The sequence below is a fragment of the Campylobacter portucalensis genome, from assembly GCF_009690845.1.
GTDB classification, from domain to species: Bacteria; Campylobacterota; Campylobacteria; order Campylobacterales; family Campylobacteraceae; genus Campylobacter_B; species Campylobacter_B portucalensis.
Genome location: NZ_VWSJ01000008.1, coordinates 57,842 through 73,558 on the forward strand (window position 1 = coordinate 57,842; position 15,717 = coordinate 73,558).

Below are 15,717 nucleotides of genomic sequence, written 5' to 3' on the forward strand. Positions count from 1 at the left end.
TATAATTATATTATATTATAGTTAATTTAAAACTTAAATTTTATATTTTTTGCAAAAAATATAGTTAAATTAATTTTAATATTTAATTTCAATATATAAAACTAATTTTTTATAAAATATCTGTCTTAAATTACAATATAAAATATGTAAGATAATATAATTTATCTTACATTTAGCATTTCGCAAGCACCTCTATCACCTAATTTGCAAGATTTAATATAAAGATCGGTTGCTTTTTGCTTATTTATATTTGTTTCATAGCCTAAATCATACATTTTGGCTAAATTTAAACATCCATAGCTGCTATTATTTTCACAAGATTTTGTAAAAATTTCAAATGGTTCTTTAAATTCTCCTTTTGTCATTAACATAAATGACTTTAATTCGCATCCAACGCCAAATTTAATATCACACGCTTTTGTAAAATATTGTAAAGCTTTATCATTTTTTTGATATTTATAATATGTCATTCCTACTTCACTACAAGCCCAAGAATCACCATTTGTGCAGTTATTATCATAATCTATAAATTTAGGATTTTCAAAAATTCTTTTTTGTATTTCATCCTCAAAATTTTGTCCAAAAATATATATAACAAAACTCAAAAAAAGTAAAATTTTTCTCATTTTTTATCCTTTTGCAAAGAATCTTTAAAAATAAATTTATGTTCATCAGGCAGTGTTTCAAAAATAGTAAAAGCTAAATTTCTTATCTCCCAAAGGGCTGATTTAGAGCTTCTAAGATGTAAAAAATTTTGCAAACTTCTAGCGTTTATACTCCAAGTAAGTTCTGTTTTATAACACTCAGGAAGAGCGTATTTAGCAATATCTAAAGTGCTAATATTTTGCAAAATTAAACGCATATTTTCAAGAGCTTTAATACTAAAATTATCTACCATTTCATTACCTGTTAAAACTATATATTTTTTAGCATTTTCAAAATCATTAATTTTAAATTCACTCTCTTTTTTTAGCTCTTTTAAAGTGTATCGAGTAGATTTCACGCTTAAATTTGCCATTCTATGGCGAGAAAGCTCTTGCAAAACTGCTCTTGAAATTCCTTTTATATAAAAGTTATAATGAAGATGTTCTAGGGTTGAAGCGTGTTTAAATTTATTTCCAACTCTATCAATTAACTCTAGATCTTTATCTCCGCCGTTATCACCCTTATCAAAGCTTTGCCAACAAGTTCTAATAGCGTTAGAACATATCCAAAGTGGCGTGAAATTTAGTAATTTTACTTGCATTTTTATCCTTATAAAATCATAGCAAAAATAGCACCAAATATAATTAGTGGAATATTAAAAAATACAAATGTTGGTATGCAAGTTCCATATATGTGATTATGTTTTCCATCAAAATTTAATCCACTCGTTGGCCCAAGAGTGCTATCACTTGCAGGACTTCCAGCATCCCCAACTGCTGCTGCTATTCCAATCAATAAAATGATAGCTTCTGTACTAAAACCAAGTTTTAAAGCAAGCGGATAATAAATGGCTGTTATAATCGGTATTGTTCCAAAACTGCTTCCAATTCCAATTGTAATAAATAGTCCAATTATGAGCATCAAAACTGCACCACCAAATTTACCACCAGCTAAACTTGCTACAGTATTTACAAGCTCATTTATGCCACCAGTTTCTCTTAAAATTGCACCATATCCTGCAGCTACAAGCATAACAAAAGCAATAAAGCCCATTATATGGATACCTTTATCAAAAACTAAGTCCATTTTTTTGTAGCTAATTCCACCACAAATAATCATTGCAACTATACCAAGTAAAGCCCCAAGAGGAAGAGATTTAAAACAAATTTGAATTATAAAAGCTACGATTATGCCAATTAAAGCACCCCACTCTTTTATACCCATTTTAATATCATCTAAATTTTGAGGAGTATTTTGATCTATATCTTTATAAATTTTTGGTTTTTTAAAGATGATTATAGCTAAGATTAATCCTATAATCATCGGTATAGCAGCCATCCACATAATAGAAGCAATTTTACTAATTTCTACTATTAAGCCGTTATTTGCCATCTCTTTTTTTAAGATTGAGAAAAAAAGTAATCCAAATCCAACAGGGATAGAAATATAAGGAGTTTGAAGTCCAAAAGTTAAAGCACAAGCTACCATTCTTCTATCAATTTGCATTTTATTCATAATTCCTAAAAGCGGCGGAATCAAAATAGGTATAAAAGCTATATGAACAGGAACTAAATTTTGTGAAAAACATGAAATTATAGCTATAGCAACAACAAAATAAATTTTACTTTTAGTTATAAATTTAGAAATTTTATTGATTAAAATAGTTGTTAAATTTGTATATGAGATAGCAGCCGCTAAAACTCCAAGTAATATATAAGATAGTGCTGTTTCTAAATTTCCTTTCATTCCTTCAATAAAAATACTAAGTGTTTGAATTAAACTTTTTGCTATATTAAAGCTCTCTCCATCAGGCATAATTCCAGCCATAACGCCAGCTACTAAAGCTGAAATTATAATAGATAACATCACATTGCATCTAAAAATACAAAGAATTAGCATTAAAATAATACTAACAAAAACAGGATTATTGAGCATAAATCTCCTTTTTATTTTTGAGATCAATTATACGATTTTTATACTTACTTATACCTTTAAAAATATTAAATTTTTAAAATTAATATAAATTTATTTAGGTATAATCATTTTTTTCAAAAAAAGGTATGAAATGTCAAAAATTTTAGTTGCTAAATTTTCTCTTATTATCGTTGCAATGAGTTGGGGTGCTACATTTTTGCCAATTCAAAAAATGTTAAAATATATAAATGTTCCTAGTTTTTTATTTTTTAGATTTTTGATCGCAGGAAGTTTGCTTTTGATTTTTGCACTAAAATTTAGAGCAAAATTTGATAAAAATTCCATAAAATTTGGTGCAATTTTAGGAATTTTTATGTTTTTTGATTTTATATTTCAAACATATGCTTTAAATTATACTTTTAGTTCAACTGTTGCTTTTATTATAGGATTAAATGTCGTAATAGTGCCTTTTTTACTTTTTAAAACATTTTTAAATTTAAACTCTATTTTAAGTGCTATTTTTGCATTTTTTGGTCTTTTTTTGCTTAGTGGAGCTAAAGGTTTTAGTATAGGATTTGGTGAGTTTTTATCTTTAATTTCTGCTTTTGCTTATGCATTTCATGTTATATTTACTGGTAAATTTGCTAAAAAAACAGATATTTTACCGCTTTTAATTTCTCAATTTTTTACAATGAGTTTATTTTGTTTTATTTATGCTTTATTTTTTGCAGAACCTACAAATGGAGCTTTTAATTTAATTGGTGGTTTTGAAATTTGGCTTAGTTTAAATTTTGTATATATTATAATCTTTACATCATTTTTTGCTACTGTTGTTGCATTTTTTGTACAAACAAAAGCTCAAATTTATCTAAATCCTACACAAACTTCATTAATTTTAACTCTTGAGCCAGTTGCTGCAGGATTTATAGGATATTTTATCGGCGGCGAAAATTTAAATTTAACTCAAATTCTAGGCTCTGTTTTGATAATTTTTGCCATTTTAATGAGTGAGTTAAATTTAATTAAATTCATACGCAAATTTACAAGAAAAATTTAGTTAAAAATGTCTAAACTAGGCGTATAATCTTTAGTTTTTACATTAAAAAACCCTAAAAGAGAACTAAAAATTTCATCTTGAGAGTGTGTTTTTGAGACTTTATTTAATAAATTTTTATAAATTTCATCATTATTTGAATAAATTATCATAGGAATGTGTTTTTGTTCATTAGGTGCTATAAAATAGGGAGCACCGTGCAAATAAATACCATTTTCACCCAAGCTTTCACCGTGATCAGAAAGATATATTAAAACGCTTTTTGTATTAGCATAGCTTGCATTTATAAGTTTATTGATAAGTTCATTTATTAAAAAATCAGTATAAAGCAAGCTATTATCATATGTGTTATTAATACTTTCAAAAGAACAAGTTGCTAAATCGCTTGTATCGCAAGTAGGTGTAAATTTTTTAAATTCTTTTGGATATCTTTGATAATATGTTGGTCCGTGCGATCCTTGTAAATGCACTACAATTAGCTCATTTTGTGATAAATTTTGCATTTTTTTATCTATATCATCAAACATCTGTCCATCAAATTCTAAATTATAAATTTTAGGATCATTTAATCTATCGCAAACACCTTTACATCCTCCAGAATTATTCCCAAACCAAGATACATTAACCCCAACTCTTTTTAAAACGTCCAAAACATTTTCACTAAATTCATCTTTTTTAAATTCATCTCTTGTAGATTTTGAAAACATACACGGTAAAGATATTGCAGTAGATGTTCCACATGAGTAAGTGTCTGGAAAATAGACTAAATTTTCTATATTTTTTGTATAAAAATTTGTATCATTTACTAAATAACCTCCAAGAGAGTAGTTTTTAGCTCTTGCTGTTTCACCTACAACTAATATCATAAGTTTGTTTTCATCGCTTTGTGTTAAATTTGCATCTAGTGAAATTTGAGTAAAGGCTTTTTTATAATATTTTTGTTTTGTAAATTTAATCGCAGAATATATCGGATAAAATGGTAAATTTAGCATTCTTATATATGAATGCTCTCTAAAAAACGGAATTAAAGTTTTTGTTTGTGGTAAGAAAATTGCAAAAGCTATGCCTAAAAAACAGATAAAATATATAAATTTAAAAATTATATGTTTTTTAAAATTTATGTAGTCAATTTTTGCAAAATATACAAAAAAAGTAGGTAAAATTCCAAAAAATAAAATATAAAAAATAAAACTTAAATTTATATAACTAAATGCTTCTTTTGTATCTGTTTCTATAGTGTTTCTAATCATTTCACTATCTATAACAACTCCATATTTATACATAAAATAGCTACTAATACAAGTTATAATCACAAATAAAATACTTATAAATTTTGAAATATAAGGGATTAATAATAAAGAAAAAATAGCACTTATGATTGAAAAATATATAACACATATGCTTAAATTTATAAATAAATTGTTACTGTGATTAAATATATAACTAAAAAAGTTGTAGTTTAAAATAGTTATAAACAAAGAATTTAGGATTAAAAATTTACCCCAAGAAATTTTCATAAAATATCCTTTAATTAAATTTTATATAATTTTTTATTATAGCTACTAAAAAAAATATAGCAGATGCTACCATTATAATGCTTGCCCCACTTGTTAGATTAAATTTATAGCTTATTATTAAACCTAAAATGCAAAATAGTGATGAGATTATAGCAGAGATTATCATCATTTGACCTAATTTTTTTGAGAAATTTTCAGCTATATATGGTGGTATTGTCATTAAAGCAATTACTAAAATAAGCCCAACAACTTGTATAGTAGCCACAACACAAAGTGCCATTAAAGCAACTAAAATATAGTAAAAAAATGTAGTATTAACGCCTCTTAATTTTGCAAATTCTATATCAAAACTAATGGCACAAAACTGCCTATAAAAACATATTACAAAAAATAAAATTATTAAATTTACTAAACTTATAAAAATTAAAGTTGATTTATCGATTGTTAATATTGATCCAAATAAATAGCCCATTAAATCGACATTATATCCAGGTGTGAGATCTATTAAAATAATACCAAGAGCCATTCCAAAAGCCCAAATAGCACCGATAATAGAATCAAATCTTTCTTTATCTTTTAAACTCATACAAGCTACTGCTAAAGCTAGTATTACAGCAAAAAAACTAGCTCCAATAATTGGCATAAAACCACAAAAAAACGCTATCCCAATTCCGCCATAAGCACCATGAGATATCCCTCCAGCTATAAAAGTCATTTTATTTATAACAACAAGTGAGCCCACAATGCCACATGCAATGCTTACTAAAATACCACCTAAAAAAGCATTTTGCATAAAAGTTAAACTTAAAATTTCTTGCATGAACACTCCTTTAAAATCAACTCAACATCACAAAAATGCCCATGCGAATTTTCTAAATGAGCTAAAAAATTATCTTTTTTCCCTTGATCTATTTCGTGCATTACTAAATTTTTATTAATATATGCTACTTTTGAAGCATAATTTATAGCTATATTTAAATCATGACTTATCATCAAAATACCTTTACCGCTTTGATTTATATTTTTTAAAATTTCATAAATTTCAACCTGTCCTCTTGCGTCAATGCTTGCAGTTGGTTCGTCTAAAAATAGTATTTTTGCATCACTACAAATAGCACGAGCTATATAAACTCTTTGTCTTTGTCCTCCGCTTAAAAGGCTAATTCTTCTTTTACTAAAATCGCCCATACCTACTATTTTAAGAGCTTTTAGAGCTTTTTCTTTATCAAATTTAGAATAAAAACCAAAACGTTTTTGATCTATCCTACCCATCAAAACTACTTCCAATACACTAAGTGGAAAAGTGCTATTTATAGGGATGTGTTGCGGGACGTAGCCTACATTTTTGCAAAATTCTTTAGGCGTTTTTCCATCTAGTAAAATAGTTCCATTTTTTGGATTTAAAAGCCCTAAAAGGAGTTTTAAAAAAGTACTTTTACCACCTCCATTTGGACCAATCACGCATAAAAAATCGCTACTTTTGTAATTAAAATTTATATCCTCTAAAACTAAATTTTCATCATAACCAAAATTTAAATTTATAACTTCTATCATAAAATACCCAATTTATCCGAAATAACATACATAAAAACGCCTAAAATTATCATAATTCCAAGACCTAAAAACTCAACATAAATTTTTAAGCTAGCCAGCTTTGAATTTGTAAATTTATTAATGCTTGTTCCAAAAATAGCAGCGATAAAAATAACGCTTGCCATACCTAAGCCCATAAAAAATGCACTTAAAAATGCACTAAAATAGCTTTTTACATTAAAAGCTAGTAAAAATACCAAAATCGTTCCAGGACAGGGTATTATAGCAGAACTAAAAGCTATAAGCCACTCATTTTTTGATGATGTTTTAGTTGAGTTTTGTTTAAATTTAATAAAATTATTTTTTTTAAAACTTATATTGTTTATAAAAATAGCACTTTTTTGATCTTTAATTGGCGGTGTGTTACAAAATTTACAGCCACAACTATTTTCATATTTATTTGATAAATTTTTGATTTTTGTTATAAGCATAAAAAGAGCTATCAAAATTATCAAAATAGCTGAAATTTTTGTAGTTAAGATTATTGTTTCATTATTTAGACTATTTGCAACTATATCTATAACAAACATACTAACAACTACTAACAAAAATGCACCCAATATATGAAAAAAGCCGATTTTAAGGGAGAATAAAAAACTTTTTAAATAACTTCCACCATTTGCCATAAAATAACTTGTAGTTAAAATTTTAGCATGTCCAGGACCTGCGGCGTGAAAAAAACCATATAAAAACGATATAAAAATTATACTACAAATCACAGCAAAATTTAAATCATTTAAACTAACAAATAAAGCTTTTAAATTTTCAAGTGAGTTGATAGCATTTTTTTCAAAAAATCCAGGCTTATCAATTTTATCTATATCACTTTCATCAAGTAATGTTGATAGACTTTTTTGTTTTGTTTTTGGAATTTTTCCGCTTTGTATTGAGGCAAAAGTTGCATTTAAATTTGAGTTAAAAGTGGCGTATAAGTTTGAATTTAGCTCTATAGAATCTGCATTTAAAAAGGTGAAGTTAAAATACTTATTTTCATCATTAGCTATTATTTTAAAAACTCTATTTTCTTGAAGTTTGATATTTAAATTTTGCTCAAATTTAAACACGAGTTTTGAATTTTCAATCAAAATTTGAGGATTTGTAAAATTTCCTTCTATATTCAAAGCATCTCCATCTGGCATATCATAATACTCAAAATTCATTAAAAAATTTTTATCTTTCACATAAGATAACATTGCAAAAGATATCTCTTTTAATTCATCTGGTTCTAATTTTGAATTTGAGTTAAAATCATAACCTTGCTTTGTTAAATTTGTAAAGTTATCTGAAAAATACCAAGAAACTTCTATCTTTGTAAGTGCAGAATTTTGTGTTTTAAAATTCAAAAAAATATGTGCAGTCGGTGTCATTAAAGCACATAATGCACAAGAAAATGCTTGTGTATTAAAAAACACAAGCATTAAAATCGAAAAAAGAAATTTCATTTATTTAGAGCTTTTGCAAAAATATCAACCGTTTTTTTCATCTCTTTTAACCAATTTTCTGGTAATTGATCTATCTCTACAACCTTTGCACCACTTTCTTTTGCGATGATTTTTGCTGATTTTTTAGAAAATTGCGGAGCTACAAAAATCACTTTTATATCCTCTTCTTTTGCTTCTTCTATCAATTCTTTTAAATCAGCTGGTTTTGGCTCTTTTCCTTCGACTTCGATTGGAATTTGAACTAAATTATATCTTTTTGCAAAATATCCCCAAGATGGATGATATACGATAAATTTATTGTTTTTTAGATTACTTAATTTTTTGGATGTTTGCTGATCAAAATCATCTAAAACTTTTATAAATTTAGCATAGTTTTTTTCGTATTTTTCTTTATTTGTTGGAAATTTTTTAACTAAAGCGTCTTTTATGTTTTTAGCTTGAATTTTCACTAAAATAGGATCTGTCCAAATGTGCGGATCAAGTCCTGAATGATGATGTCCGTGATGATGAGGACATTGTCCGTGGTGATGATTGTGCATATGGTGAGCCATATCATGCGTATGATGAGCCATATCTCCATGATGGTGATGATGTCCGTGATCGTGATGATGACTGCATTCTTTGTGATCGTGATCATTGTCATCATTCATAGCTTCAACTCCATCATTGTGCATATGATCTTCATCGTGATGATGAGGACATTGTCCGTGATGATGATCGTGTGAATGATGATGTGGAGCCATGGCTATTTTTTCTATACCGTTTTGAGTTTGAACTATTTCTAAATTTGGAAATTGTTTTTGAAGTCTTGGAAGCCACATTTCATCGAATTCCATACCCACTTCAAAATGAAGTTGGCTTTTTTCGACGCTTTTCATTTGAGATGGTTTAGGTTCATAAGTGTGAGGATCAGCCCCTTTTTCAACCAAAGCCACAACATCTAAAGTATCTCCAGAAATTTGCTCTACAAAATATTTTGTAGGTAAAATTGTAGTGGTAACAAGCGGTTTTGCATATAATGCACCGCACAAACACATAGCTAACAAAAGTGATTTTTTCATATTAATTACTCCTTAAAAAATTTATGATAGAGTATATCAAAAGCAACTTAGTTGTAATTTAATAGAAAATAAATTTTTATAAAATTTACAATTTTTATAAAAATTTTGGTATTATAACGCAAGGATTTTTTATGAATATAGATAAATTTTTATTTCAAAATGGCATTAAAATAACAACCCTTAGAAAAGAATTAATTAATCTTTTAAATAAGAGTCACACTCCTATTAGTTATGATGATTTAGCTAAAAAATTAAACGTCAATAAAACAACGATTTATAGAAATTTAAAACTTTTTGAAGATAAAGAGATATTGATTTCTAGCGAAAATAATGGTAAGAAATTTTATGAATTAACAAATCATGCAAAGGCTTATTTTATTTGCGATAGGTGTAAAAAAATAGAAGAAATCTCTATGCCAAATTTAAATTTAAAAAGTGTAAAAAGTGTAGTTGTTAAAGGAACTTGTGATGAATGTAGCAAGTAAAAATTTATGGGATGAAAAGTCAAAAAGTTATGCTAAATTTGATGGAAAATTAAGCGATTTTCAAATAAAATTTTTTGAAATTTTAGATAAATTTGGTGTTGATTTTAGAAATAAAAATTTAATTGACATTGGTTGCGGAACAGGCTTATATACGCTTTATTTGGCTAAATTTTGTAAAAATGTAGTTGGTGTTGATAACTCTATTGGTATGATTGATGAGTTAAATCAAAAAAAAGATGAGTTTGAAATAAAAAATATCTCTACTATCTTAAGCAGTTTTGATGAATTGCAGATAAAAGATAAATTTGATATAGCGTTTTTAACTATGAGTCCAGCTATAAAAAATGAAAAAGATTTTCAAAAATTTATAAATTTAGCAGATTTAAGAGTATATTTAAACTGGGAAAAACCAAGAAATTCTTCTCTTTTAGAGCCATTTTTTGCTAAATTTGGAAGAAATACTTTAAATCTTACAATTAAAAATTTAATGGAATTTTTAAATAAAAATAAAATTTCTTATCAAACTGAAATTTTAAATGAGGTTAGAACTAGCCATAGAAATATAGAAAAATCTTATGAAAATATACTTTGGCATTTGCGTATAAATGGGCTTAAATTTAATGAAAAAGAAGTTTTTGAGATGACAAAAAATTTAGCCAAAAATGGAGTTATTGAAGATGTGTTACAATCAAAAATGAGAGTTTTAGTTTTTTAAATGATTTTTCATATATAAATATAAAATTATTTATTTTTTTGATGAAAAATAGGGCTAAATTTAACAAAGTCAATTTATTTTTCATCTTTATTAAATATCAAAACTTATACTCTTTTAGATACTATAAATTCTCTCTTTTTTATATTTAAAATTACTTAATTTTAACTTTTAATAGTCCCAGAAATTTTATATTATTGATGTTATTTTTATCATTAGTAAATTTAGTTTTTAAAATCAAAAAGGATGATATACTTGTTTTAATAGTTGTATCGATAGCTTAAAACTCATTTGTTAGAGCTTAGATTAGTTTGGCTTTAATTAAATTATATTTTTTATTTATTTAAATTTAAGCTTAAATTGTATATACTTCTAAGTATGAATATATGTTCATATATCAAATCTTTATAAATTTTAAAAAGGAAATTTGGATGTCAGATGAAATTTGTAGCGTAAATTTAATCCACGAAGATATAGTTAAAGAAGTTGCTAAAAAAATGCCTGATGAAATAGAACTTAGCAATTTAGCTGATTTTTTTAAAGTTTTTAGCGATAGCACGAGAGTTAAAATTTTATGGGCTTTATATGAAAGCGAGATGTGTGTTTGCGATATAGCAGCGTTATTAAATATGAGTGGATCAAGCATCTCTCACCAGCTTCGCACCTTAAAGCAAAACAAATTTGTCAAAAATCGCCGCGATGGTAAGGTTGTGTATTATTCACTAATTGATGAGCATATTAGCTTTATTTTAAAACAAGGTTTAATTCACATAAGCAGGAGTTAGTTATGATTAAAAAAAGATATATTTTAAAAAATTTAGGTTGTGCAAATTGTGCTGCTAAAATGGAGGATAAAATTTCAAAAATTGACGGAGTTAGTGAAGTTAGTATAAACTTTTTTACCACTAAAATGAGTATAGAATTTGATGAAACTAAAGAAAGTCAAATTCTAAAAAAAGCTCAAGCCATCATAACTAAAATAGAACCATACACCAAAATAGAGATTTAAAATGAATCAAAATATTAAAAAAGATATAATTCAAATTCTACTATCTTTATTTTTTATCGTAATATCATTTTTTATATATGAATTTAAAATAATATTTTTAATCATAGCATATTTAATAGTCGGATATGAAATCATACATAAAGCTTATAAAAGCCTTAGGGTTGGTGGATTTTTGGATGAAAACTTTTTGATGAGCATATCATCAATTTGTGCATTTTTGATCGGAGAGCATCTTGAAGCTGTAGCCATTATACTTTTTTATAGAGTTGGCGAAGTATTTGAAAACTACTCGGTAAATAACTCACGAAAATCTATAAAAGAAATTATGAACTTAACACCTGATTATGCAAATATAAAAAAAGGTGATAAAACTATAAAAGTTGATCCAAATTCAGTCAAAATTGATGATATTATAATCATAAAGCCTGGTGAAAAAGTTCCACTTGATGGAGTAATTATAAGTGGAAATTCTACCATAAATACTTCTGCTTTAACGGGTGAATCTTTACCTTTAGAAGTAAAAACAAAAGATGAAATTTTAAGTGGAGTTGTTAATATCAGCGGGCTTTTAGAAGTCAAAGTAAAAAGTGAATTTAAAAACTCAACTGTTAATAAAATCTTAGAACTCGTTGAAGATGCAACTGCTAAAAAGTCATCATCTGAGAAATTCATTACCAAGTTTGCTAAAATTTACACTCCCATTGTAGTTAGTCTGGCTATATTTATGGCTATTTTGCCTCCAATTTTTGTTGGAGATTTTAAAGACTGGCTTTATAAAGCTTTAATATTTTTAGTTGTATCTTGTCCTTGTGCTTTGGTTGTCTCAGTTCCACTTAGCTTTTTTGGAGGGATCGGAGGTGCTAGCAAAAGAGGGGTTTTAGTTAAGGGAAGTAACTTTTTAGAAGTCCTTGCAAGAGTTAAAGTTTTTGCATTTGATAAAACTGGAACACTTACAAAAGGAGAATTTAAAGTTGATAAGATTGTAAATGAGAGTTTTATTACAAAAGATGAACTTTTAAAATACGCAGCTCATACTCAAATTTACAGCTCTCATCCTATTGCAAAGTCCATTATTAAAGCTTTTAATCAAAATTTAGATGAAAATTTAATTACAAATTTAGAAGAAATTCCAGGTCAAGGAATAAAAGCAATGGTAGGTGGTAAAGAAATTTTAATTGGAAATCCAAAACTTCTAAAAGACTTTACATTGCCAAATTTAGACGAAACTGCTTCTTTTATAGTGATTGACTCAAAATTTGCAGGCTATATTACTTTTAAAGATGAGCTAAGAGATGGTGTAGTAAATTTAATCTCTTGGCTTAAAAATAATGGCATAAAAACAGCTATGCTTACAGGAGATAAAAACAGTGTTGCTTTTAATTTAGCTCACAACTTAGGAATAAAAGAGTATTATGCTGAACTTCTTCCTGCAAATAAGGTAGAAAAGTTGGAAAATTTGATAAATAAAAAACCTAAAAATAGCACTCTTGCCTATATCGGCGATGGCATAAATGACGCTCCTGTTTTAGTTAGAGCAGACGTTGGCATCGCTATGCTTGGAACAGATGCAGCTATGGAAGCAGGCGATATAGTTTTAATGGATAACAATATCTCTAAAATCAAATTAGCCATTAAAATTTCTAAAAAAACTATAAGTATAGCCTATCAAAATATAATCTTTGCCATAAGTATCAAAATTTTTGTAATGATTTTAGCAGTTTTTGGTTTGGCAAATATTTGGCTTGCGATTTTTGCTGATGTGGGAGTAACATTTTTAGCGATACTAAATTCACTAAGAGTTTTTAGGTATGCTAGTAAAATTTAAGTATAATTGCAATAGTATCTTTAAAAATAAATAAAATGAAATATTTTGAATTTATCTTACAAAATTCTAAAACAGATGCAAATTAAATTAAAAACCAATATAAATTTTCTATCACAAAATATACTATTTGCGTCTTTATCAAGTCCTAAAGAATTAGATAATTTTAAATTTACTATAAAAACCATATTTAATTATCTTATTAAAACAAATCTTTTGTATTGAAATCTTTATCACAAGATATTATAATAACCTTTTTAACTGTGCATTATAAAAAATCTTTTTCATTTTCGTCTATATATTATTATGTTATTTGTATTGCTAAAATTAGTGATTGGTTGGAGATTATTAAATCAAAATTATATCTTTATAATTTAAAAAATTTAAGTTTTTAAACTCATATTTACTTTATATTTGCTAATATTTTTTCGTAAAACTAACAAGCTATTTTATCGATATTTATACCAACAACTTCTGTATTAAATTATCAGCTAAAAATATTCCTATTAGACCAATCACATCCTACATCTAAAATTTTCAAATTTTTATCAAAATTCTGATAATTTTTAGCAAAAAATTCATCTTTTGTTTTAATCTAAATACCATGACAAATTTCATTAAATATACATTTTTTACAAAAATTAGCCCTAAATCTCATATTTGATTTAATCTAATAATATTGCCATTATATAGGTCTATTTTTTGTGGTAAGTAATTTTAACCTACACATCTTAATAAGCAAGGTGCAAATCCTTTGATTCGTAAAATGTTTAAGCTTACTATTTTTTTATAAATTCTTTATAGCATTTATGGCATCTATTAAGCCTACATAACTTTGTAGTTTTTTAAGTGAGTGCATTATTTTAGGATTGTAAGGAATATTAAATCAACTTTTTATCAAGTTCTTTTATATTTTGATTTTGATACGACATTGTTAGTAAAAATTTTACAATTTTTACTAACTGTTTTTATGGCATTCATTAATTCATAAAAAACCCTCTATCGTGAGTTTTATTATTTGCTCCAAAAATACTAAATGATACACTCATATTTTGGTTTCATTTAAAAAAACAGCGAGCCCCTTTTTTTATTCACTTCCATTTGTCTGAATAATAAATTTTTCATACCTCAAATTTAATGCTACTTGAATTATTTCAATAATTAATTTAGGTTTTAACGGGTTTGCTACCAGATATTACAAGCATTTTACAACATGTTTATATATATTTTTACAAAATTTAGTAGATAATCTAACTCCATTTTTTCATTTTTGTAATCTTTTGAAAAACAATATTCACAGTTATTATTATAGCCATATGTTATTTTAAATATAAATTTAGATTTTGATTTAAATTCGTATCTTAATGAATACATCCGCCATTACAATATTTATTTATACTACATTTATCACGGCTACTTAATAGTTTTTTATATTTTTATACATACAATATGAGTTGGTTTTTCAAAAATATATTTTATATCTTCATTTGAAATATAAAAATATTTCCTAAAAAGCCTCATTTTTCATAGTATCTTGTTTAAATGTACCGCAAAGCCATAAATACCCATTTGTAAAAATTGTAGTAATTTACTATATTCACACCAATTTACATTAGACCTAATTAGGCTAGCAATTATGCTAATTAATGGATCAATTGCTAGTTTTTGATATTTAAAATTTTAAATATTTTAGCCATAAATTTAGTGTATTGTAAGGGTGTTATTCCAAATTGTCCAAAATCGTCTAAATTATAGTAAGATATAATTAACAAAATTTGGATTTAGGCTTTTATAAATTTATAAATTTCTTTTAATTTATCTATATTATGACTGCTTACAACAATCATTGTGGTAAAATTTAGACTTGATTTTATTTTTTCAATCGCCAATAAAACATCATCAATATCATGAATATATTTTGGATCATCTTTTTGTTTTTAAACATTTAATATTTCATCATTAATCAAAGCTTCATTTGTTTGAATTGCAAATTGTCATTTTGATTTTAAAATGATAATTTTTTTAAATAAAATTGGAAATTTCCAAACAATTATCTTAAGTTTAATAGTTAAAATTCCCATTTTAAATGCAATTTTTCACATTCAAAACCGCCCCCTAAATTTATCAAGATCATATGATAGTAAAAATTTGGCGTTTTTGTATAAAAATGATAAAAAGATAAAATATTTTTTAAAAATAAATTTAATGAGATATTTTATTAAAAATGATGAAATTCAAAATCACAAAAAAATTTAGTTTTGTTGATAAAAAAATAAAAAATAACTTAAAAAAAATGTCACTTAATCCGTTTAAGTTTAAATTTTAAGTTTCATTTCTAAAAAATTGCTTTTTTTTGCGTGTCTATTAATCAAAAATGCGGTAAAATGGGAGTTATTGGCTTATTAAGTGACATTAAGTTTTATTAAGGGACAAATTTTGCCAAAAATGTCTTATTAACCATCT

Annotated in this window: 15 protein-coding genes; 7 read left to right on the top strand and 8 right to left on the bottom strand. The window is 26.0% G+C overall.

The genetic code is table 11. The annotated features are described in order from the left end of the window. Positions 1-161: 161 nt before the first annotated feature. Genes F1B92_RS03480 through F1B92_RS03490 form a run of 3 tightly spaced genes read right to left on the bottom strand, consistent with a single transcriptional unit; the run spans position 162 to position 2,580 of the window. The gene (locus tag F1B92_RS03480) at positions 162-626 is read right to left on the bottom strand and encodes a tetratricopeptide repeat protein (RefSeq protein ID WP_154570522.1); all 465 of its coding nucleotides are present in this window, start codon (positions 624-626) and stop codon (positions 162-164) included. After that, positions 623-1,246 (bottom strand): FAD-dependent thymidylate synthase, encoded by a 624-nt coding sequence (gene thyX / locus F1B92_RS03485; RefSeq protein WP_154570523.1) that lies wholly within the window; start codon positions 1,244-1,246, stop codon positions 623-625. The genes F1B92_RS03480 and thyX overlap by 4 nt, the downstream gene beginning before the upstream one ends. Before the next feature lie 8 nt (positions 1,247-1,254). After that, positions 1,255-2,580: an SLC13 family permease gene (locus tag F1B92_RS03490; RefSeq protein WP_154570524.1), complete on the bottom strand. Its 1,326-nt coding sequence runs from the start codon at positions 2,578-2,580 to the stop codon at positions 1,255-1,257. A gap of 130 nt (positions 2,581-2,710) precedes the next feature. Between F1B92_RS03490 and F1B92_RS03495 the strand changes: the two genes are divergently transcribed. Then, a complete protein-coding gene (locus tag F1B92_RS03495; protein ID WP_154570525.1) occupies positions 2,711-3,616 on the top strand; it encodes a DMT family transporter in 906 nt (301 codons plus the stop codon). Here F1B92_RS03495 and F1B92_RS03500 read toward each other — a convergent pair. The 5 genes from F1B92_RS03500 to F1B92_RS03520 are packed head-to-tail and all read right to left on the bottom strand — an operon-like array spanning position 3,613 to position 9,202. Continuing rightward, entirely contained in the window at positions 3,613-5,130 is a 1,518-nt protein-coding gene (locus F1B92_RS03500; RefSeq protein WP_154570526.1) for a phosphoethanolamine transferase, read from the bottom strand. The genes F1B92_RS03495 and F1B92_RS03500 overlap by 4 nt on opposite strands. A gap of 10 nt (positions 5,131-5,140) precedes the next feature. Then, positions 5,141-5,950, bottom strand: a complete 810-nt coding sequence (locus tag F1B92_RS03505) for a metal ABC transporter permease (protein WP_154570527.1) — start codon at positions 5,948-5,950, stop codon at positions 5,141-5,143. Next, complete coding sequence (locus tag F1B92_RS03510) at positions 5,935-6,684, bottom strand: metal ABC transporter ATP-binding protein (RefSeq protein ID WP_154570528.1); 750 nt, start codon at positions 6,682-6,684, stop codon at positions 5,935-5,937. Before F1B92_RS03510 ends, F1B92_RS03505 begins: the two co-directional genes overlap by 16 nt. Beyond that, positions 6,681-8,165, bottom strand: a complete 1,485-nt coding sequence (locus F1B92_RS03515; protein WP_154570529.1) for a HoxN/HupN/NixA family nickel/cobalt transporter — start codon at positions 8,163-8,165, stop codon at positions 6,681-6,683. The genes F1B92_RS03510 and F1B92_RS03515 overlap by 4 nt, the downstream gene beginning before the upstream one ends. Then, positions 8,162-9,202: a metal ABC transporter solute-binding protein, Zn/Mn family gene (locus F1B92_RS03520; RefSeq protein ID WP_407643626.1), complete on the bottom strand. Its 1,041-nt coding sequence runs from the start codon at positions 9,200-9,202 to the stop codon at positions 8,162-8,164. Before F1B92_RS03520 ends, F1B92_RS03515 begins: the two co-directional genes overlap by 4 nt. A 155-nt stretch (positions 9,203-9,357) precedes the next feature. Between F1B92_RS03520 and F1B92_RS03525 the strand changes: the two genes are divergently transcribed. From F1B92_RS03525 to F1B92_RS03550, 6 genes are all read left to right on the top strand, one after another. Beyond that, on the top strand, positions 9,358-9,711 hold the full coding sequence (locus F1B92_RS03525; RefSeq protein ID WP_154570531.1) for a Fur family transcriptional regulator: 354 nt from the start codon (positions 9,358-9,360) through the stop codon (positions 9,709-9,711). Further along, complete coding sequence (locus F1B92_RS03530) at positions 9,695-10,426, top strand: class I SAM-dependent methyltransferase (RefSeq protein WP_154570532.1); 732 nt, start codon at positions 9,695-9,697, stop codon at positions 10,424-10,426. Before F1B92_RS03525 ends, F1B92_RS03530 begins: the two co-directional genes overlap by 17 nt. Before the next feature lie 428 nt (positions 10,427-10,854). Further along, complete coding sequence (locus tag F1B92_RS03535) at positions 10,855-11,208, top strand: ArsR/SmtB family transcription factor (RefSeq protein ID WP_154570533.1); 354 nt, start codon at positions 10,855-10,857, stop codon at positions 11,206-11,208. A gap of 2 nt (positions 11,209-11,210) precedes the next feature. Continuing rightward, a complete protein-coding gene (locus tag F1B92_RS03540) occupies positions 11,211-11,432 on the top strand; it encodes a cation transporter (protein ID WP_154570534.1) in 222 nt (73 codons plus the stop codon). Between the two features lies 1 nt (position 11,433). Continuing rightward, positions 11,434-13,257, top strand: a complete 1,824-nt coding sequence (locus F1B92_RS03545) for a heavy metal translocating P-type ATPase (RefSeq protein ID WP_154570535.1) — start codon at positions 11,434-11,436, stop codon at positions 13,255-13,257. Positions 13,258-15,264: 2,007 nt separating this feature from the next. Beyond that, positions 15,265-15,510: a hypothetical protein gene (locus tag F1B92_RS03550; protein ID WP_154570536.1), complete on the top strand. Its 246-nt coding sequence runs from the start codon at positions 15,265-15,267 to the stop codon at positions 15,508-15,510. Positions 15,511-15,717 lie beyond the last annotated feature (207 nt).